The sequence below is a fragment of the Gemmatimonadaceae bacterium genome (assembly GCA_036003045.1).
Classification (GTDB): domain Bacteria; phylum Gemmatimonadota; class Gemmatimonadetes; order Gemmatimonadales; family Gemmatimonadaceae; genus JAQBQB01.
In genome coordinates this window covers 42,221-62,177 of the sequence record DASYSS010000043.1, presented here as the reverse complement: position 1 = coordinate 62,177, position 19,957 = coordinate 42,221, and the positions used below count along the sequence as shown (strand labels likewise).

14 protein-coding genes are annotated in these 19,957 nt (G+C 66.1%); 7 read left to right on the top strand and 7 right to left on the bottom strand.

Going from position 1 to position 19,957, the window contains the following annotated elements; genetic code table 11:
• Positions 1 to 177: 177 nt before the first annotated feature.
• Positions 178 to 951 carry a DUF998 domain-containing protein gene (locus VGQ44_11140; GenBank protein ID HEV8447372.1) on the bottom strand — a complete coding sequence of 258 codons (774 nt, stop codon included), beginning with the start codon at positions 949 to 951 and terminating at the stop codon, positions 178 to 180.
• A gap of 228 nt (positions 952 to 1,179) precedes the next feature.
• Between VGQ44_11140 and VGQ44_11135 the strand changes: the two genes are divergently transcribed.
• The 5 genes from VGQ44_11135 (at position 1,180) to VGQ44_11115 (ending at position 6,029) form a co-directional block, all read left to right on the top strand.
• On the top strand, positions 1,180 to 1,752 hold the full coding sequence (locus tag VGQ44_11135; GenBank protein HEV8447371.1) for a DUF1579 family protein: 573 nt from the start codon (positions 1,180 to 1,182) through the stop codon (positions 1,750 to 1,752).
• A gap of 18 nt (positions 1,753 to 1,770) precedes the next feature.
• Positions 1,771 to 2,727, top strand: coding sequence for an alpha/beta hydrolase (locus tag VGQ44_11130; protein ID HEV8447370.1), 957 nt, complete (start codon positions 1,771 to 1,773; stop codon positions 2,725 to 2,727).
• Positions 2,724 to 4,058 (top strand): MFS transporter, encoded by a 1,335-nt coding sequence (locus VGQ44_11125; protein ID HEV8447369.1) that lies wholly within the window; start codon positions 2,724 to 2,726, stop codon positions 4,056 to 4,058. Before VGQ44_11130 ends, VGQ44_11125 begins: the two co-directional genes overlap by 4 nt.
• Positions 4,059 to 4,316: 258 nt before the next feature.
• Positions 4,317 to 5,255 (top strand): type II CAAX endopeptidase family protein, encoded by a 939-nt coding sequence (locus tag VGQ44_11120; protein ID HEV8447368.1) that lies wholly within the window; start codon positions 4,317 to 4,319, stop codon positions 5,253 to 5,255.
• A 15-nt stretch (positions 5,256 to 5,270) separates the two neighbouring features.
• The gene (locus VGQ44_11115) at positions 5,271 to 6,029 is read left to right on the top strand and encodes a CPBP family intramembrane glutamic endopeptidase (GenBank protein ID HEV8447367.1); all 759 of its coding nucleotides are present in this window, start codon (positions 5,271 to 5,273) and stop codon (positions 6,027 to 6,029) included.
• Positions 6,030 to 6,273: 244 nt separating this feature from the next.
• On the opposite strand, the gene VGQ44_11110 is transcribed toward VGQ44_11115, so the two are convergent.
• Positions 6,274 to 6,798 carry a GNAT family N-acetyltransferase gene (locus VGQ44_11110; GenBank protein HEV8447366.1) on the bottom strand — a complete coding sequence of 175 codons (525 nt, stop codon included), beginning with the start codon at positions 6,796 to 6,798 and terminating at the stop codon, positions 6,274 to 6,276.
• 292 nt (positions 6,799 to 7,090) lie between these two features.
• Positions 7,091 to 7,594, bottom strand: coding sequence for a hypothetical protein (locus VGQ44_11105; GenBank protein ID HEV8447365.1), 504 nt, complete (start codon positions 7,592 to 7,594; stop codon positions 7,091 to 7,093).
• A 421-nt stretch (positions 7,595 to 8,015) separates the two neighbouring features.
• On the opposite strand from VGQ44_11105, the gene VGQ44_11100 reads away from it, so the two are divergent.
• A complete protein-coding gene (locus VGQ44_11100) occupies positions 8,016 to 9,719 on the top strand; it encodes a PQQ-binding-like beta-propeller repeat protein (protein ID HEV8447364.1) in 1,704 nt (567 codons plus the stop codon).
• Between the two features lie 90 nt (positions 9,720 to 9,809).
• Entirely contained in the window at positions 9,810 to 11,765 is a 1,956-nt protein-coding gene (locus VGQ44_11095) for a multicopper oxidase domain-containing protein (protein HEV8447363.1), read from the top strand.
• Positions 11,766 to 11,779: 14 nt separating this feature from the next.
• Here VGQ44_11095 and VGQ44_11090 read toward each other — a convergent pair whose 3' ends face one another.
• The 4 genes from VGQ44_11090 to VGQ44_11075 all read right to left on the bottom strand — a co-directional run bounded on the left by VGQ44_11090 (position 11,780) and on the right by VGQ44_11075 (position 19,936).
• Positions 11,780 to 12,469: a DUF4397 domain-containing protein gene (locus VGQ44_11090; protein HEV8447362.1), complete on the bottom strand. Its 690-nt coding sequence runs from the start codon at positions 12,467 to 12,469 to the stop codon at positions 11,780 to 11,782.
• 89 nt (positions 12,470 to 12,558) lie between these two features.
• Complete coding sequence (locus VGQ44_11085; protein ID HEV8447361.1) at positions 12,559 to 14,970, bottom strand: protein kinase; 2,412 nt, start codon at positions 14,968 to 14,970, stop codon at positions 12,559 to 12,561.
• 7 nt (positions 14,971 to 14,977) lie between these two features.
• Entirely contained in the window at positions 14,978 to 18,229 is a 3,252-nt protein-coding gene (locus VGQ44_11080) for a protein kinase (protein ID HEV8447360.1), read from the bottom strand.
• Positions 18,230 to 18,385: 156 nt separating this feature from the next.
• Positions 18,386 to 19,936 (bottom strand): M20/M25/M40 family metallo-hydrolase, encoded by a 1,551-nt coding sequence (locus VGQ44_11075; protein HEV8447359.1) that lies wholly within the window; start codon positions 19,934 to 19,936, stop codon positions 18,386 to 18,388.
• Between the last annotated feature and the right edge of the window lie 21 nt (positions 19,937 to 19,957).

The window sequence follows — 19,957 nt, the reverse complement described above, 5'->3', positions numbered from 1 at the left end:
GACTGTCCCCAGTCGATGAAGAATGGAATCAACCCGTCCGCGACGACTGTCGCGGGATCGGTGTAGCGCCATGAGAGCATCACGCCGTCGGGACGCTGCCGACGGCCGTCCTGGACGCGCCCGAGGCGTATGCCGCTCGCTGCGGCGTTCGCGCGCGCGGCATCCACATCGTTCGTCTTAGCCGCCCACGTGACGAGCCGAGGCTCCTTCGCGCGGTCGAGATTGAACGCACGGGGTGTCGGCGGATTGGGTTGCTCGGGGTCGGGCGCGTCGGCCGAGGAGAAGCATGCACGACAGCACGATCACCCAGAGCAGGAACGCCGCGATGTTCGTACGCTCCCACACGCCGATCAGCGGCGTGGGCTGGTTGGAGCCGATCGCCGGCGCCTCGACCGCGGTGAGAGCACCGAACACGACCAACACGACGAGTGTCGCAATCGAGTAGACGCGGAATCGCCGCCCGAATGCCGTTGCCCCGAAGCCGATCGCGAGGAGCATGAGCAAGACGGTGACGATGCCCAAGGCGATGTGAATCGTGTCGGTCATCATGCCGCCCCCGGCAGCGAGCGCCGGGCGAAGATGCATCGGGGCAAACGGCCAAACGAGGCCGAGCAGCCCGTACACCATCACGAGGTCACCCACGGCCCTCAGTGCGCGAGAACTCCCGGCCGCTTCGCGGACGCCCCAGCCGAAGACCGTCACGAGTGCCGTATAGAGGAAAGCCATCGGCAGCCAGATCGCTCGAGTGGGTGCGCCGATTGCCGAGAGCTCGCTCACCGTTTGCGAGACCGAGCTGTATTCTCGCCACACGAGCGGCGATACGACGTTCATCGCCACGTAGAGCAGCGACGAAACGAGGCCACAGACGAGCAGGACTTCCCGGCGCGTTCCCGGTGTGGAAGTTGGCAGCGCGATCGTGACATGGCCCTCGGCAAGGCTGACCGACGTCATTTGATCTTCCTCCTTTGATCCGCGCTTCCTTACGCGGGTGCCGGAAATTCCGGCGAATCGCGGAAGATGTCTGTCGGGCGGAATGCGTCAGTCCCGTCGGGGACTGGCCGACGGGTCATCCTTTCGCATGATTTTCTGTTCCAGCGCCAAAATCACCGATTCGGGTGACGCGGACGGCCTCGTGCGGCGCTATTTACCCGTGCACCCAACCCATCTGAGGAAGCACACATGAACCGCACGGCCACGTTGATCGGCGGGACCCTCCTTGCCATGAGCGCCGTCGTCGCGAACCCCGATCGAGTCCTCTCCGCGCCGACCCGAACAGCGGCGCTCCGACTTAGTCCAGAGCATGACCGACTAACGGCGATGGCGGGCACTTGGGACGTGGACATGACATTCTGGTTCCAGCCGGGCGCGTCCGGGGTGACGGTCAAAGGCACGTCGACGATTCGCCCGCTGCTCGGCGGTCTGTTCATCGAAGAGAAGATCGACGGCGTCTTGAATGGCACGCCGTTCACGACGCTGTCGTGGACGGGCTTCAACACCGGCACGCGAGAGTACGAAGCCACCCGCATCGCGAGCACCAACACGATCCGCATCACCGAGAACGGATTGTGGGACGAGCGGACGAGACGGTTCGAGCTGAAGGGGTCGTACAAGCTGGCGGGGGATACCTGGACGCAACGGACTGTCATTCAACCGACGGCCGTCGATAGCATGGTGGTGGCGAGCTACCTGAGTTTCGCCAAGATTCCCGAGTGGAAGGCGGTGGAAATTCGATACAAGAGAACGTCGAAGTAGCATCAACCGGATCATCCAATGGCAATTCGACGCTACATCCTCGCGACCGCCTTCGCGGCGCTCGCCGTCATGCCGGTCGGCCCCGTGAAGGCGCAGAAGGCGAACGAAGGCTACGTGGCCTCGAGCGACTCCGTCCGCCTCTTCTATAGAGTGGTCGGCCACGGCCGCGACACGATCATCGCGATTCACGGCGGGCCCGGCGTCGATCTCGAGAGCATCTACGGCGACTTCACGCCGCTCGCCGACAAGCACGTGGTGATCTTCTATGACCAGCGCGGTACCGGCCGTTCGACGCTGCCGCGGGACACGACCGTTCTCACGGCCGCGGCACAGATCGCGGACCTCGACGCCGTCCGGCGTCATTTCAACGTCGATCGAGCCATCCTTGTCGCGCATTCGTACGGACCCCTTCTCGCCGCATCGTACGCGATCGCGCATCCGGAACACGTACGCGCGATGGTTCTCTTCGGTCCGGTCCCGCCCTATCGCGCCGATTTCTGGCAGCGCTTTGGAAAGACGATGCAAGCGCGAATGGACAGCACGCTGAGCGCGAAAGCGGCGGATGCGAATCGCCGGCTCGCCGCGGGCAAGGACATTCGCCAGGCCTGTCACGACTACTGGGCGGCCGGACTAGTCCCGCGCGTCGCCGATCCGTCATCGGTGTCGCGCATTCATTCCGACCTCTGCGCGTCGGATCCGGCGGGAATCCGCTATGGGCTGAGGACGACCAACGGCGCCGTCATGGCCTCGTACGGCGATTGGGATCTGCGGCCGTCGTTGAAAACGCTTCACGTGCCGACGCTCATCATGCACGGCGAAGAGGACGCGATCCCGATGGACATGGTGGCCCAGTGGACGACGATACCCGGCAGCAAGTTGGTCCGCCTTCCGCACGCCGCGCACATGTTGTACGCGGAGCGGCCGGATTTCGTCTGGCCCGAGGTCATGAGATTTCTCGATGGACTGCCGCGTTGAGCGCGACGACTGACATCAGACCGGGTGCGACAGAGACGCTTCCAGTCGAGCGCGAGAACGAGTCGCGCGTTGGAACGCTGCTCTTCTCGAGCTCGATCGGGTCGCTGATCGAATGGTACGACTTCTTCGTCTTCGCGTCGTCGGCGGCGCTGGTGTTCGACCGCGTGTTCTTTCCCACGGTGAACCCTCTCAACGGCGTCCTGCTCTCGCTGATGACCTACGCGATCGGTTTCGTCACGCGGCCGGTGGGCGGACTGGTCTTCGGCATCCTCGGCGACCGCTACGGACGAAAGCGGATTCTGGTGTGGAGCCTGATGCTCATGGGCGTGGCGACGATGGGCGTCGGCGTGCTGCCCGGCTATGCGTCGATCGGCCTCGCGGCGCCGGTGTTGCTCGTGGTCTTGCGACTCATTCAGGGATTCGCGGTCGGCGGAGAAGTGGGGGGCGCGCTTCTGCTTGTCGCCGAGAGTCTCCCCGCTAAGCGGCGAGGATACTGGACGGCGTGGCCGATGGTCGGCGGGCCGGCGGGCAACGTGCTGTCGGCGGCGGTGCTCGCACTGCTCGGCATGTCGTTGGGCGACGCCGGTCTGGCGGACTGGGGATGGCGCGTCGCGTTTCTCGCCTCGGGTCTGCTGATCGGCGTCGGCATTTGGATGCGTACGCGGGTCGCCGAGTCGCCGTTGTACCGCGCGTACGCCGAGCGGCGGGCACACACGAAGAGTGAAGGAGTCGGTCGCACGGTGCTCGCGCAGTGGCGGTCGGTGTTGACGGTCTTGTTGGTGAAGGCGGCGGAGAATGCGCTCTTCTACGTGTTCACGACGTTCTTCATCGTGTACGTGACACGCGTGCTGCATCAGCCGAGGACGTTGGCGTTGGAGGCGGCGGCGGTCGGATCGATTGTGGACGTCGTCGCGATCTTCGCGGCGGGCGCGCTCTCCGATCGCATCGGACGACTGCCGGTCACGGGGTTCGGGTTGATCGGCGCGGCGATGTGGTCGTTCGTTCTCTTTCCGGCGACGGCGAGCGGTGCCACGCTCGTCATCATGGTCGCGGCGGCGGTCGGCGGAATCTTTCATGGCATCATCGTCGGCGGGATGTCGGCCTTCTTTGTCGAGCTATTTCCGACGAAAGCGCGGTACACGGGCTTCTCGATCGGCTACCAATTCGCCACCGTCTTCACCGGAGCGGTGGCGCCGCTCATCGGCGTCGCGCTGCTCGACCGATTCGGGTCGACGATTCCCGTGTCGCTGTACGCGGCGGCCATGGCGGCGCCGGGGCTCGCCGCGTTGGGAATGGCGGGCGAGACGAAAGGTCGGGACCTCTCGGCGTAAGCGGCGCCGTTCGCAGGCTGGACCGATCGTGTGAACCGCGGTGTATAGCGCTCTCTCGAAGGCGGACGCGGCGAGAGGCCGAGCGGCCCCACCGAAGACCGCGTCCCGACGTAGTACCGTCGTACCATACCCCGCCGCGGCGATTTCCCCAGGATTGTATCGCGGGTGACGGTGCTCAAGCAGCACGGAGTTCGAGTGACTGAAAGCGTCGTTGTTCTGAATTCATCGGCTTCCTCCGCCCCCCGCCGAAGGTGGAGCGTGGAAGCCGGGGTTGCCGCCGTGTTGTTCGGGCTGGCGCTCGCCGCGTATTTCACGGCGAACGCGCACGGAGCACACCTCGCCCGGCCTCTGCCGATCGCACTGTTCGTTCTCCTGGCGGGCGGCTACATCGCGCTCGGCGTTCCGGACGTCGCGCGCCGACTCACCGTAGCGCTGCCACACGCGTCGGTTCGACTTGCCGCCGGCCCAGCGGTCCTCTGGCTTGCATGTGTTCTCTATGCGGCAGCGGCCGGTCTCGCTGTGGGAGATCGCGCGCTCTCGATCGCAGTCTATCTCGCGATTCCATCGCTGATTCTCGCGACAGGCCTAGCGAAGCCCGGCGAGTTCCCGTGGCGCGAGCTCGCCGCCGCGGCGAGTCTCGGTCTCGGCGTGAAATACCATCTGCTGCCCTCGCTGCCGCTGCCGGCGCCGAGTGGGTACGACGCGTCACGACTCGTCGGACTCGTCGCCGGACTGTACTTCTTCGTCGTCGCGCGGCCGCTCGACGGTGTGGGCTACCGGTGGTCGCTCAGCCGGCGCGACGTTTCCACAGCGGTGCTCGTCTTTCTCGGGTACGCCGCCATCGCGTTGCCGATCGGATTCGCGAGCCACTTCATCACGTGGAATCCTCGCGCCGCCGCGCCGGTCCTGCTGCTCCAGCCGATCATCATCTATCTCGTCACCGCCGTGCCGGAAGAGTTCCTCTTCCGCGGCCTGATTCAGAATCTCTTATCGCGCCGGCTCGGCATTCCGCTCGGGCTCGCTGTCGGCTCGATCATCTTTGGATTGTCACATCTGCCCGACCCGCGCTACGCGGTGTTGGCGACGATCGCGGGTGTCGCCTACGGGTTGGTGTATGTGCGCACGGGGAAGGTGACCGCATCGGCGATTACGCACGCGCTCGTCGACGCGGTCTGGGTGATTCTGTTGCATCGATGATCTGGAGTCGAAGCCATGCAGGTGCGGTCGCCGTCGTTGGCCATTCGGTCGGCGGTTCAGCCGATCGGTCCGATCGTTCACGCGCTCGAAGCAGGCACGATCTTCGTCCTCCTGCTCGCGTACATCTGGTACTTTCAAGCGCGGGTCCATTGGTCGTGGATGATTCTATTGGCCATCGTTCTCGCCTCCCATCTGGTTCGGGGTGAGTCGGCGGCCGAACTGGGCTTGAGGCGCGCCGGATTCGTCGAGTGCGCGCGCCGCTTCGCGATTCCCGTGTTGGTCGTCGCGATCGCCGGCGTGATTGCCGGGTTCGCGTTCGACACGGTGCGCGACGTGGCGGCCTGGCGAGTGGCGGGCGTCCTCGGCGGCTACTGCTTCTGGGCGCTCTTTCAGCAATACCTGCTGAACGGCTACTTCGCGAATCGCCTGCAGGCGTCGTTCGACTCGCGCTATCAGTTCGTCGTCGCCCCGATCGCGGGACTGATGTTCGCCGCGGCGCACGTGCCGAACCCGCTGCTCATGGGTGTGACGCTCGTCGGCGGCACGGTGGCGGCGTGGGCCTACCAGCGCCATCGCAACCTGTTCTTCCTGGCGTTCGCGCACGCGTTGATCGGGACCATGCTCTGGCTCGTCGTGCCCGACTCGGTGAGTCACCATCTTCGCGTCGGGCCGGGGATGAGGAGGAATCACGCACATGCGGTGCAACGGCCGGCCGCTGGGCGAGCGGACGTGAGCACGCGAACGTTGGAGCGGCCGAGCGCCGGGGAGCGCTAGTCTATCGTACCGTTCGCGCCGGCCGATCGCGGTCGAACCGTGAGCGGCCGTCGAAGCCGGCGCGCTTGGCCGCCGCGAGCGGGTTCGCGACGCCGTCAAACTCGGTGCGCTTGATCCTTCGCCGGCGGGCCGGCCGTCCACTTCGGCAGCCGGCCGTGAAGATGATGTGTTGCACGCCGGCAACGGCGGCCGGAGCACGCCGGTGCCGCGGTTCCGCCAACGAGCAAGACCGGCCGGGCAGCTGTCACACGACGCGATCGACGTCCACGGCCGCGAGCGCCATTTCGTACAGCAGCAGGGTATCACCGCGCTCGTCGATTCCCCGAGTACCGGCCACTCGAAAGCCATTGGCCTCGACCACACGCCGGCTCGCCGCATTGTCTTCTGCAACGCCGGCCCAGACTGTTTTCACCGACACTTCGGCACGGGCCCAGCGAAGGGCGTCGGCGACCGCGCGCTTCGCCAGACCACGGCCCGTCGCCGACGTGGCCAGCCAATAGCCAATCATCGCACGCGCGTCCGAGGCGCTCACTTGCTCGAGGCCGACGACGCCGACCGCAGGGGCGTTCTTCGACTCACAGATCGCGAAATGAAACTCGGTTCCCTCGCGGCGCGCGGCGAGGGTGTGTCGGATCCACGACTCGGCGTCCGCTAGATCGTACTTGTCATGATACCAATCCAACCAGCGGCGAAGCGCGTCTCGCGAACTGTTGACGGCCGCGAAGAGCGCCGGAGCGTCGGTGAGCTCGAGTGGACGGATGTTGGACATGCGCGTGTGTCGTTCTAGGCGACGGCGTCAGAGAGGCTTTCGAAAGAATACTTCGTCCACTCCGCCTTCATTGAGTCCAGGGAGAACGCCGCAGTCGGTGAAGCCCATGCGCCGGTGCCACGCTTGCGGTTCAGGCTCGTTCGCCGACGATGAGCTGAGTGGCTCGCCGAAGCCTTCCCGTTGAAGAGCGTGCTCGGCGAACCCGAGCAGGGCGCGGCCGACGCCGTTGCGTTGATGCTCCGGCGCTCGCCCATCGAATATTGACCGGGGTCGGCACGTCGATCGACCGTGGCTAGCGGAGCAGACGCTCCGGATCAGCGGCGGGCTCGCCGAGTTGCACAGGCGCGCGTCGGGCGAGTCGCAGCATCCCCGCGCTGACGACACTTCCCCCGATCCCAAAGAGAGCCGTGCTCGCCGCGATGATGCCGATCGGCACCGAGACACCGCGCGCCGCGAGTGCCGCCAAGACGGGAATGCTCGCGGTCGCGAGCCCACCCCAAAACGCCACTCGCCCGGTGGAGAGCGCCGACAGCGACTTTCCCCGCTCGCCGCGCGCGACGAACCACGAAAAGAGACCGCCGGCGACCGCGCCCGCGACGAAGTCTCGAACGGCCACGGCGAGCAACTCGCGCGGGCCGAAGATGGACGACGGCACGAGTCCCGTGGCGAGCCCCAGCGCCAGGATTCCGGTCCCCAAAGCCGAGAGTGCGACGCCGGCCGTGAGGCTCGTGCGAAGCAGGCCGCGAATGCGGCGAGGCGGTCGTGCGTCCAGCTCTGAATCGTTCGTCAAGCTCATCGTTGAGCGGCCCTCAGGTGTGACAACGAGCGCGCAGCCATTTGACCATCGAAATCACGTCGCGCTGCTCACCGGCGCTAAGTGGATTGCGGGAGCTTATTGCGCATATGTGCCTTGACCGTACGAAATATCGCCGAATCCGGTTTCAACGAGAGGCTGTCGGAGAGATGCGTCTTCGTGCGCAATCTCCAACCTCGAACGTTACTCCGAGCGTCCGACGCGCACGTGACGCTCGCGAAGCGCATCGTCAGGGACGGAAGAACCGAGAGTTGTTCCAGCAGGTCGCCCGGGCCGTCGCCCGGATCAGCCGGCCTCGAGATTCAAAATAATGATGCTCACGTCAGCGAATGTAAATATCGGGATCCCTTGCCGAATGCCCTCCGATATTGTCAGCCGAAGCCAACGGCGGCAACTTGGTGCGATGAACCGTCCTCGACGCGGCTGGGTCACGTTCGCGTCCGCGTGCGGGCTCGGCGCCATTGCCGCCCTCGCGGTCCGCGGTGTACCGCGAGCGTCAATCCTTCGTCCCACGGCGGGGGCGGCGGCCGGTGGCGACGACGAATGGCCGTCGTACGGCCATGACTTCACGAACCAGCGATTCTCGCCGCTCACGCAAATCAACGTGAAAAATGTCGGGCGGCTCCGGCTCGCCTGGTTGCACGAGACGCGTCCGGCGCCGATCGCCCCGGTCGAGGGGATCTTCAAGCAGGAGAGCAGTCCCGTCGTCGTGGACGGAGTGTTGTACTACACATATCCCGGCCCGCAGGTATTCGCGCTCGACGCGGCAACAGGACGGGAGCTTTGGCGTTGGGCCGCGGCCGACAACGGAACGATTCGCGTCTGCTGCGGGCCGAACAACCGCGGGGTCGCCGTCGCCGACGGACGAGTATTCGTCGCGACACTCGACGCGCGCGTCGTGGCGATCAACGCCAAGAACGGAAAGGTGGTCTGGCAGACGCGCGCGGCCGACGGGGCGTTCGGATACTCCTTCACGATGGCGCCATTGGTCGCCGACGGGAAAGTCATCGTTGGAGCGGCAGGCGGAGAGTTCGAGATCCGCGGTTTCGTCGATGCGTACGACGTGAAAACGGGCAGTCGCGTGTGGCGATTCTGGACGATTCCGTCGCCGGAAGAAGGCGGTTGGTGGGGGACGTGGGCGCGAACCACGCCCGACGGCGAGCAGTTGCCGCGCAACATCGAGCGGGAGCGCGCCGACAGCGCGAAATACCCGAACGCATGGCAGAAAGGCGGCGCGCCCGTGTGGATGACGCCGAGCTACGATCCGGCGTTGGGTCTCGTGTATTTCGGAACGGGCAATCCCGGCGCGGACTTCGACGATCACGAGCGGCCCGGCGACAATCTCTACAACAACTCGATCGTCGCCGTCGACATCAAGACCGGAAAGCATCGCTGGCACTATCAGATGGTCCCGCACGATCTGTGGGACTACGACGCGGCGAGCCCCACGGTGCTCGTCGACATCGACGTCCGCGGCGCGCGCGTGCCGGCGATCGCGCACGCGGGCAAGACGGGCTGGGTCTACATACTGGACCGGCGCACGGGAACGCAGATTGTGCGGTCGGAGGAATTCGTTCCGCACGAAAACATGTGGGCCGAGCCGACCGAGCTCGGAACACGGATCGCGCCGGGAATTCAGGGTGGCTCGAATTGGCAGCCGATGTCGTATTCGCCGCGCACCGGACTCCTCTACGTGCGCGGGCAGCACACGCCGAACGTATACCATAGAATGGTTCGCGAGCACACCGTTGGTGAACGCTACGACGGCGGGATCGCGTCGCCGGCGAGAGGAGACGCCTACGCGACGACGACGGCCATCGACGCGGCCACCGGCAAGGTTCGCTGGATGCTGAGGACCGACGAGCCGACGCTGGCGTCGCCACTGTGCGGCGGATCCCTCGCGACGGCGGGCGACCTCGTCTTTTACGGCGACGTACAGGGCTATCTCAACGCGGTCGAGGCGAGCACCGGTGAAGGTCTGTGGCGCGCGAAGATGTCGGGCGGAGCTCAGTGGATTCGTTCCACGCCCGTGACGTTCAGCGCCGACGGGAAGCAATACGTCGCGATCACGACGCTGCAGGGGCTCGTGACGTTCGCCTTGCCGTAATCGAGCTCGTTTTTTCGTGTTTGTTGACATGGCGGCAGGAACCGCCAGCTTTGGGGTCACCCTACCTCCCACTCGCACCCGGAGCCGACGATGGCTTTTACCGTGGTTGCCGCGTTCCTCCTTTCGGCTGTCCTTCCGCCACAGGAGTCAGTCGTACCGCCGCCGCCGAGGTTTCCGCTTCCGCACCCAGTCGCGAACGCGTCGATCGCGCGCGTGAACGACAATCGGCATCCCGCGGGGACGCTGTCCAGCGGAACGCTGACACTCTCGCTCGACATCGTCGAAGCGGGCTATCAGCCGGAAGGCGAGCTCGATCCGGTCGTGCGGATTTTGGCGTTCGCCGAGACGGGCAAAGCGCCGTCGGTGCCCGCGCCGCTGTTGCGCGCGCCGGTTGGAACGACGGTCCACCTCACGGTTCACAACAAGTCCGACTCCGCGCTCACGCTGGGCGGCCTGCGCCGCTCGATGCCGGCGGAGCGCGACACGGTGCAACTCGCGGCCGGCGCGACGCGCGAGGTGACGTTCAAGCTCGACAAGGCCGGCAACTTCTTCTATTGGGCCGCGCTCAAAGGGCTGAACAACTTCGACGACCGCAATTGGCTCGACGCGCAGCTTACCGGAGCGCTCATCGTAGATGCGACGGGCTCGGCGCCGGCTGCGAACGAACGAGTGTTGCTGATCACCGAGTGGTTCTACCCGGTCGAGAAAACGCAGACGTTCGAGTCGGCCCTCACGTTCAACGGCAGGGAGTGGCCGTACAACGAGCAGTTCACGTTCACGCAGGGTGATTCGGTGCACTTCCGGATCGTGAACGCCGCGGCGATCGAGCATCCGCTACACCTGCACGGATTCTATTTCCGCGTGACCCGCTCCGGAGGCGCGCGAGCCGATACGGTAGTCCCGCCGGCGCTCCAGCCGCTGCAGAACATGCGCATCATTCCGATCGGCGGCTCGATGACGTTGGCGTTCGTGCCGACGACGCCGGGCAACTGGGTATTCCATTGTCACTTCGCAGGGCACATCGATGAGATCGTGAGCCTGCATGGCTCACCCGAACCGAACATCGTGCTGGCGTCGAGCAGTGATCACGCGATGCCGGCGCACGACAAACCGGGCGGACACACGATGCGCGGGTTGGTGATCGGGATCCACGTCACGCCGTCGCCGACCTTCAAAGAAAAAGCCGTCACCGACCGCCGGACGATCAACCTTCTCATACAGAAGCACGAGAACGGGCTGATGGGCAATCAGCCGGCGTACGGATTCGTGTTGCAGACGGGAAAAGAAGTTCCGGCCAGAGACTCGGTGATCATCCCCGGCCCCGTGCTCGAGCTCAAGCGAGGCGAGCCCGTAAGAATTCTCGTACACAACAACCTTGACGAGGCGAGCGGCGTGCACTGGCACGGACTCGAGATCGAGAGCTACCCCGACGGCGTTTCCGACTGGAGCGGCATGGGCGACAAGATCATGCCACCCATCCCGCCCGGGGGAACGTTCGCCGCCGAGTTCACGCCGCCGCGGAGCGGAACGTTCCCGTACCATTCGCATCTGCACGAGATGCGACAGATTGCGTCCGGGATGTATGGCGCGATCATCGTCAGCGATTCACCGCGCGACACGACGAAAGATCACTTGATCGTCGCCGGTGGCGGTGGGCTGCCCGAGTTCTACAAACTTGGACCGTCGACGTTGCTCGTGAACGGACGAATGGAACCTCCGGCGATCGTGATGACCGTCGGAGATACGAATCGGCTGAGAATCGTCAGCATCCACGCGGACGAAGTGCTGAACTTCAGGTTCGGGACCGAGGAGCAAGTGGTGAAGTGGAGGCCATTGGCGCGCGACGGCGCCGATCTCCCGATGGCCCTCCGGGCTCCGAAGTCGGCGCTCGCGCGGCTGGGGCCGGGCGAAACGGCCGACTTCACCTATGTGCCGACCAAAGCCGGTGAGATGCGCCTCGAGGTGTGGGTCGGCGGCGGCGGACGCCGCGTGCTACTCCCGGTAGAGATACGGGAGCGACAGAAAACGAAGAAGGCGGCTGAGTAGCAGCCGCCTTCTCGTCACATCAGCTCGTACCTGATCCCGCCGCCCGGCTTGTCGAGGATCATCACGGTTTTCTTTTCGCCGCTGGCGAGAGGAATCGTGATCTTGATCGGCGCGTTGGCCCATCCGGAGGAATCCGCGGGCGTTTGCCAGACGCGGATCTCCCAGGTGCCGACGGTGCTCTGAACAAACGGCGCGCTGATCGGCGTCGGGTCGGATTGATAGTTGAACGGAAACTGCCAGTCGACCGGCGTCGGGAAATCGGGCTGCGTGCGGTAGACCTGAATCGTGCCCGCGTTCGGCGCGAGATGGAGCACGCGGACCTTCGTGGCACCGGCGGGCACCACGCTGTTGGTGTCATCGAGGACCGCGCCTTGTACCGTGCCGCTCGCCGTGAGCACGACGGCGACCGTCGCGACCGAGCCGTCTGTCGTCGTGATGGAGCGCGGTGTCGACGCGGCGAGCTGCGTGGCGCGTAGTATCAGGGAGTGGCTGCCCGAAGGCGCGGCGGCGGTTCCGATCGTGCCGGGCGCGAGCGACGAGATCGCGACGCTGCCGTCGATCAACACATCGACCGGACTCGTGATCGCGTTGACGACGCGCAGCGATGGAGCGCCGGTCGTGCAGCAAGTCGGGGCCGCGGTGTCGCTGCTGCAAGCGGCAGCGGCGGCGAACGTCGCGATGGAAACGAGGGTGAGTATGCGCATACCCCGAAAATACCCGCCGCGCAGGCCAGTGTGCCCCGAAAGTCGCTCCGGGCTAGTCGCCGACCGTCCAGCCCCGGTTGTGTCGAAGGCTATTTCGGCCCGCTCGTCGCGACGCCAAACGCCGCCGGATCCATGCCATAGCCTTTGATCACCGCCGCGAATCGCGTGCTGCGACGGAGCGGGTCGTAGGCCGGCATGCTGAACGGAACGGAGAACGGCAGCGGCTCGCGGGCGCGCACCGCCTGCTCGAGCGCATCGAGGGCCCGAGTCGTGTCTCCGACGCCCAAATAGGTCCAGGCAATCGTGAGGTTGGTGAAGCTGTCGTGTCCTCGAACCGCCTCGCGTTGATCGATGAATGTCTTCGCGCCAACCCGGTCGCCCGTCACCGCGATCAAATACCCTCGCCAGGGCAGAATCTGCGGCGAGATGACGGCAGACGCGCCCAACAGTTTGCGAGCGCCATCGTTGTCGTTCGTCGCGTGCAGAATGAGAGCGTGGACCAACCGGGCGGGATTGTTCGCGCCCGAGTCGAGCTCCACCGAGCGCTGAGCCATGGCGATGCCCTCGTCGTATCGCTTCGCGACGAGCATCACCTGAGCGCCGACCCATGCGGACGTCGCATCCAACGGATCGAAACGAGCCGTCCGACGGGCCGCGTCGACGGCTGCATCGGTCTGACCCGCCGACTCCAGCGCCGACCAGCGCGCGCGGTTCGCCAGCACGTTGCCGGAGTCGAGGCTCAGCGCTCGGTCGAACGCGACCTGGGCCTCGCGTGGGCGAATCGCCAACATGTCGCAGAATCCCTCGGCGGCGTACGCGTTGGCGTCCGATGGATCCAGCGCGTGCGCTCGCGCGATGGCTGAACGCCCGAGCGGGAGAACCGAGTCCACGCGCACGGCGCTATACAAGGGAAGGACGCAATACGCTTCGCCGAGCTCGGACCATGCCCGGGCGTACGAAGAGTCGCGCGCGAGCGCTTGGCGAAAATAGGGAATCGACCCCATGACTCTCGTTCCACGCTGACGCAGGAGGTGGAGCGCGCGAAGATAGACGTCGTACGTCTCGAAATCGGTGGTATCTCGCTTGGCGCCGGCTTCCCCCGGTGTGGCGCTGCCCGCGAGTTTCACACGCAATGCGCCGACGATGTCCCGCGTCAACTCGTCCTGCACGGCGAACACATCCTTCACCTCGCGCTCGTAGCTGTTGCTCCACACGAGCAGTCCGTCGGCCGCGTCGGACAGCTGTGCCGACACGCGGATTCGGCCACCCTCTCGACGAACGGTGCCCTGCAGCACCGCGGCGACGTTGAGTGACTTGCCGACCTCGCGGACGTCTGCCGCCTTGTTGCGATAGGCGGCCGCGGAGCTCGTCGCGGCGAGTCGAAGCCCGCCGACCTTCGCGAGCTCGGTGGTGAGCTCGTCGGCCATGCCTTCGGCGAAATACGCGTTCGCGGTGTCGCCCTCGCGCGATCCGAATGGAAGAACGGCGAGCGACTTATAGCCCGCCGGCCTCGCGGAGCCCGATGTTTTTCGCGCCATCAGCCAGGCGCTCGTTCCAAGGACGACTACGATCGCGGCCGCGATCGCGAGGGTTCGCGCGGAGAATCGGCTGGACCGCGTCATCGAGGGCGCGGAGCCGCTCGTCGATCCGACTTGGTCGAGCGCGGAAAGCAGTTCAGTCGCCGATTGCGGCCGTCGCGACGGATCCTTTTCGAGGCAGCGCGCGACGAGCGACGCGAGCGCGGGTGGAACGTTTGAACGAATCGTCGTGAGCGAAGGGCACGCCTCGGTCAAATGCGCGGCGAGAACGGCCTGAGCGCTCGTCCTGCCGGAAAACGGATGTCGTCCGGCGATCAGCTCCCACGCCACGACGCCCCACGCATAGAGATCCGCGCGGTGATCCACGCCCGGATCTCCCGCGATTTGCTCAGGCGCCATGTACGCCGGCGTGCCGATTGCGGCACCCATCTGGGTGATCGTCGGTCCTGCCCCGTCGTGCGTACGCGACGTCGTGATCGCCTTGGCGATTCCGAAGTCCGTGACGACCGCGGCGCCGCCCGAGAGCAGAATGTTTTCCGGCTTGATGTCGCGATGGACGACGCCCTCCCCGTGCGCGAACGCGAGCGCGCGGGCCACGTCGCGCAGGATGTTCACCGCGTCGGTCAACGACACCGGCTCACTCGCCGCCAGCCGCGTGCGAAGCGACTCGCCGCGCACGTACGGCATCGAGTACCACGCCAGGCCATTCGATTCGCCGGCGCTGAGTAGGGGGACGATGTTCGCCTGCTGGAGCCGCGCGGCCACCTTCACCTCGCGCGCGAAGCGCTCCGCGCTGACCTCGGCGGCCAGCTCCGGCGCGAGAATCTTGACGACGACGGTGCGCGCGAGACCGGTTTCGATCGCGAGAAAGACGCGCGCCATTCCGCCGCCGCCCAGCTCACGCTCGATCGTGTAGCCGTCGCCGAGCGTGGTCTGGAGTCGAGAGCGCAGGTCGGAGGTCATCGAGCCGTCACGGGCGCGGCTTCTCGACCGGCGTGAGTCGCGCGAGTCGCTTCCGCGCGTCGGCCACTCGAGGTTGCAGATCCGGGTCCGCGTTCTTCCACAGCTCGATGAACGCGCGATAGTTCTCGACCGCCTTGTCGGTGTTGCCAATCGACTCGTAGAGCTGTCCGAGTCGTTCGCGGATCGCCGGTACGCGCGTTGGGTCGAGCTCGATCGAGTACTTGTCCCAGAACGGTGTTGCCAGATAGCGCTCCAAAAAGAAGATCGCCGAGTCCGGCTTCGCGGCGGCGTCGAACGCTTGCCCCAGCTCGAGCGGCAGGCAGGGCGCGCATTCGTGAGCCGGGGCGCCGTCGTATCCGATGTCACCCCGCCGAAACTCCTCCACGGCGTCGAGGGGCTTTCGGTCGGCAATCGCGATCTCGCCGAGTACGTCGTGCAGCTCGGCGAGTTGGTCGCGTCGGAGCGCCGTATCGGTGACCTCGGCGCGATACCGCGCGACCATCGCGCGCGCCTTATCGGCGCTCCCCACGAGGGCGAGCGTGACGGCCGCCTCGAGATAGGGGCGGTCCACCATGGGCAAGTCCTTGAACGGTACCTGGCCGATCACCGAGTCGAGTCGCGCCACGATCTTGGGTGACGGGCCCTTGAGCTCCGCCTCGCGGCGTAGCTGCCGAATCGGAAATCCCGGATCGGTGGCTCCGGCACCGGATCGCTCGTTGGTGAGCGCGACGTAGTCTCGCCAGCGACCTTCCTGAACGGCGAGCCCGCGCAGGTTCGGAAGGCCCACTCGTCGCCTCGGTTCGTCGCCCGCGCGATATGTGCTGTCGGCGAGTCTGGTGAGCGCTCTGTAATCCCCCTGGAGCGCGAACAAGGATGCCTGGCGCCCGAGTCCGTACCCGACGACTCGCACCTTGAGCTCAGCGATGTTCGCCGCGGCGTCCTTGAACTTCCCCTGATTCAACTCCATTTCGACGGCGTTTCCGAGAGCCGTTGCCGTGCCGGGCAAGAGTCGCGAGGCCGCCAGGTTGAGCGATTCGGCGCGCGCGAACTGTCGACGCCCTCTCAGTAGCTCGCCGAGGTTGATCAGTACCTGGGGAATGCTGTCGCCGCGCTGAAGCATCCCTTCGTACGCGGCGATCGCCTTGCCGCGATCTCGGCCGGGCCCCATCGCGAAGTAGCGCCCTACAACCTGGTCGTGCTCGATCTGCGGAAGCCGACCTCGATTGCGGTACGCCTGTGTGGTCGCCGTATCGATGGCTGACCGGGGGGCGCCGTAGTTCGACAGCGTTGCCGCGAGGAGGGTCCACGCCATCGCGAACGTCGAATCGAGCGCCACGGCATCGCGGGCGAGATCCGTCGACTTCCTGTCTCCGAGCGAGTTGAGTCGCACCGCCTCGCTGTACTTCCGAAGCGCATCCAGCGAAGACGTTGTCGCCTGGAACAGCGGAGGCGTCGCGTTCACCCGGCGGAGAGATTCGCCGGCCTTGGCGCGCAGTTGGCGCGCGAGCTTGTCCGCCGCGTCGATCAGGCCCCGCGGCCCGTCGCCCGTCTCGCGGAACGACGCCAACTCGCCGCCTGAATCCGCGCGTACGAGGCGGATCGAGACGATGTAGCCGCCCGGTACGCCGGTGACGTCGCCGTCGACGATCGCCTTGATGTTTTTTCGCTGCGCGATCTCGCGCGCCACCGCCGAATCGATTCGTGTCGTCGGCTCTCGCTGCATCTGTCGCAGCGTGGCGACGATTTCCGCGGGCTGAGTCAGCGTGAACGCCGACGAGCCGGTCAGCCCCGCGCGAACGGCGTCGCTCACGACGCGCCCCAGCGCGGAGTCGACGTTCGTCGTGCGGAAGTCGGTGAGCAGAATCGGTTCGCTCTGCCTGAGTCGGCCCGACGCGAGCAAAGAGGCGAATGGTCCGACGCCGACGGCCCGCAAGCCCATGAACAGCCCGATCATCGCGACGAACGCGACGAACGCGTAGAGCCCCCCGCGCGCGGTACGATACCAACTGACGTGCGGCGCGGCCTTGAGCGCGATCGTCGCGATCTTGCCGTGCGTCGCGGTCGGCGTCCCGCCCGGAGTGAACGTCGGCGTCGCCGTCATCGCGCGGCGGGTCACCCGCTGGACATACCCCGTCCACAACACCACCGGCAGGCCGAGTCCCATCACGATCAGCGAACCGGGGAACACCCATTCCGGAAGGCCGATTCCGACGATGGCCGCCTTCGCGATGACGGCGACGACGACGAATGACGCCGCATAGATCGCCAGTGCCTTCATGAACATCGCCGGTCCGCCGAGCAGGATTGGCGGCATCGCCGTCGCGCTGCCGCTCGCCATCGTTTCGAGATCTCGTACGACGTCGCCGGCGCTCTGCGGCCGGTTTGCCGGGTCCTTCGCCAAACACCGCATCACGAGATCGGCGAGCGCGGCAGGGACGTCGCCCCGCAGCGTAGCGAGCGGGCGCGGATCCTCGCTCATATGAGCAGCGAGCATCCGCGGCGCGGTGCGATCGGGGAAGACGAGTTGCCCGCTGAGCAGTTCGTACGCCATGGCGCCGAGCGCGTAGATGTCGGCGCGGGAGTCGATGCCGGCGTCGCCCGCGGCCTGCTCGGGCGCCATGTACGCGGGAGTTCCGATCGACGTGCCGACTTGCGTGAGCGTCGCGCCGCCGGAATCCGTGCGGGCGGCGCTGATCGCTTTGGCGATACCGAAGTCGGTAACGACCGCCGTGCCCCCCGAGATCAGCACGTTGTCCGGCTTGATGTCCCGATGGACGACGCCGCGCTGATGCGCGTAGGCGAGCGCCTTCGAGACGTCCTTGAGAACGCTCACGACTTCGGCGACGGCGAGCGGCCCACGGGCGAGTCTGGCGCGAAGCGACTCCCCCTCCACGAACGGCATCGTGTAGAAGGGGAGCCCTTCGGTGTCGCCGGCCGTCAGCACCGGGACGATGTTGGCCTGCTGGAGCCCGGCGACCGTTCGGATCTCGCGCTCGAAACGTTCCGCGCTGAGACCCTGCGCGAGATCGGGCGACAGGAGCTTCACCACGACCTTGCGACCGAGTCGGACCTCGTCGGCGACGAAGACCCGGCTCATCCCACCGCCGCCGAGCTCACGCTCGAGTCGATAGGCGTCGCCCAGTGTCGCTTGAAGCTGCGTGAACAGCGGGCCGCTCACGGTCGCGCGGCCTTCGTCGTTCCGGACGAGGTCTCGATCATTGGCGGCGAAGTCGGCCGTGGGGGGGAGGCAAGCGTGCACAAATTAGCGCTCGGCTCCGGGCTTAGCGAATTCGCGGATCGGGTTCAGATTTCACGCATACGACTCGCCATGTTGGCGGCGGCGACCTCGTTCTGCGCGTGCGCGGATGCGTCCATTGGCGCGACGTGGAGAATCGTCGCGCCGTAGTTTCTGGCGTCACGCCTGCGCGCAGGCGTAGAACAGCTCGACGTATGACCGCACCGCGCCGTCCATCCCGGCGACCTTCGGATTCGCCGACTCGATCAGCCAGTACTCGTCAGGCGCGTGTGCGCCGTCGCCATGGCCCATCCCGAATTGTCCGGCCGGGAGGCTGAGCGGCGCGCCGGTGAAGCGCACGCCCGGCCACGAGCCGGCGAGACGAGGCCAGAGCAGCGGCTCGACGCCCTGAGCCTTGTACGCCGCGATCTGCGCCTTGACGAGCTTCGAGTCGGGGTCGGTCTCGGTGGGATCGTATCCGCCGCTCATGTTCACCTCGATGTCGCCAAAGCCGTGCTTCGCGAGGTGCTGCTTCAGCAACTCGAGCGTACCGAGCGCCGTCATGTCGGGTACGAGGCGCATGTCGATCTTCGCGATGGCGCGATGCGGTAGAATCGTCTTGCCGCCCGGCCCCGTGTAGCCGCCGACGAGTCCTTCGATGTTGATCGTCGGCTGCGTCACGAGTCGCACTTCGGCGTCGTGGAACGACTCGTCCTTGAACCAGCGCTCGACACCGAGCGACGTCTTGGCCAACGCTTCGTTGCGTTGGGGGATAGCCGCTTCGAGAATCTGTCTCTGTCGCGCCGAGAGCGGGCGCACCTTGTCGAAGAATCCGGCGACGGCGGGAGTGTGGCCGTCCGGCTGGATGAGCGTGTTCAGCGCCTGCACGAGATGCCACGACGGGCTGTCGAGTTGCGCCTCGAGGCTCGAGTGCACGTCGTGCTTGGGACCGCGTCCCCATTTTTCACCGCTCGACACGAGCTCGAGCTCGACCACGCCCTTCGCGCCGAGGTTGATCTCGACCGAGCCGTCGAGACTCTGATTCCCGAACGGAATTACGACGCCGAGACACTTCTTGAGCGCCGCCTCGACCTTCGGCTCGAGGACGATCTGCGAGAAGTTCGGCGAGCCGATTTCCTCTTCGCCCTCGCAGACGACGACCAAGTTCACCGGCAGCTTTTGATTCGCCGCCTTGAAGGCGTGTAGCGCGGCGAGACAGGCGACCTGAGGTCCCTTCTCGTTGGTGGCGCCGCGTCCGACGACCACCTTGCCCAGTCCCGGTTTGTCGACGAGCCGACCCTCGAGCGGCGGCGAGCTCCACTCGGCCGGATCGAACTGTTTGACGTCATACATGAAGTAGATGCCGACGGAGTGCGGCGCACCCACGTCGTACGTCGCGAAGACGCCGGGCTTTCCCTTCGTCGGCACGAGATCGGCGCGCTGGCATCCCGCCTCGCGCAGCAGCTTCGCCATGTACTCGGCGCCCTGCGGAAATCCCCGGTTCTCGGCGGCGATCGAAGGAAACGCGATCCAGTCCTGGAGCATCTTCACGGTCCGATCGTGCTGCCCGGCGATCTTCGCGATCACGTCGTCCTTCGGCGACGAGATGAGATTCGGAAGTCGCGGCGCGACGCTCAGCGCAGCGGCGGTGGCCATCGTTCCGTGCAGGAACTCGCGACGATTGATGCTCGATGTTTCCGAGGGCAGCGTCTTCTCGAACTTCGAGTCCATGTGAGCTCCGCGCTGAGACCT

Bases quoted from the DNA above. Each gene is read 5' to 3' on its own strand.
- VGQ44_11140 (HEV8447372.1), bottom strand. From the start codon at position 951: ATGACGTCGGTCAGCCTTGCCGAGGGCCATGTCACGATCGCGCTGCCA.
- VGQ44_11135 (HEV8447371.1), top strand. From the start codon at position 1,180: ATGAACCGCACGGCCACGTTGATCGGCGGGACCCTCCTTGCCATGAGC.
- VGQ44_11130 (HEV8447370.1), top strand. From the start codon at position 1,771: ATGGCAATTCGACGCTACATCCTCGCGACCGCCTTCGCGGCGCTCGCC.
- VGQ44_11115 (HEV8447367.1), top strand. From the start codon at position 5,271: ATGCAGGTGCGGTCGCCGTCGTTGGCCATTCGGTCGGCGGTTCAGCCG.
- VGQ44_11110 (HEV8447366.1), bottom strand. From the start codon at position 6,798: ATGTCCAACATCCGTCCACTCGAGCTCACCGACGCTCCGGCGCTCTTC.
- VGQ44_11105 (HEV8447365.1), bottom strand. From the start codon at position 7,594: ATGAGCTTGACGAACGATTCAGAGCTGGACGCACGACCGCCTCGCCGC.
- VGQ44_11100 (HEV8447364.1), top strand. From the start codon at position 8,016: ATGAACCGTCCTCGACGCGGCTGGGTCACGTTCGCGTCCGCGTGCGGG.
- VGQ44_11095 (HEV8447363.1), top strand. From the start codon at position 9,810: ATGGCTTTTACCGTGGTTGCCGCGTTCCTCCTTTCGGCTGTCCTTCCG.
- VGQ44_11090 (HEV8447362.1), bottom strand. From the start codon at position 12,469: ATGCGCATACTCACCCTCGTTTCCATCGCGACGTTCGCCGCCGCTGCC.
- VGQ44_11085 (HEV8447361.1), bottom strand. From the start codon at position 14,970: ATGACCTCCGACCTGCGCTCTCGACTCCAGACCACGCTCGGCGACGGC.
- VGQ44_11075 (HEV8447359.1), bottom strand. From the start codon at position 19,936: ATGGACTCGAAGTTCGAGAAGACGCTGCCCTCGGAAACATCGAGCATC.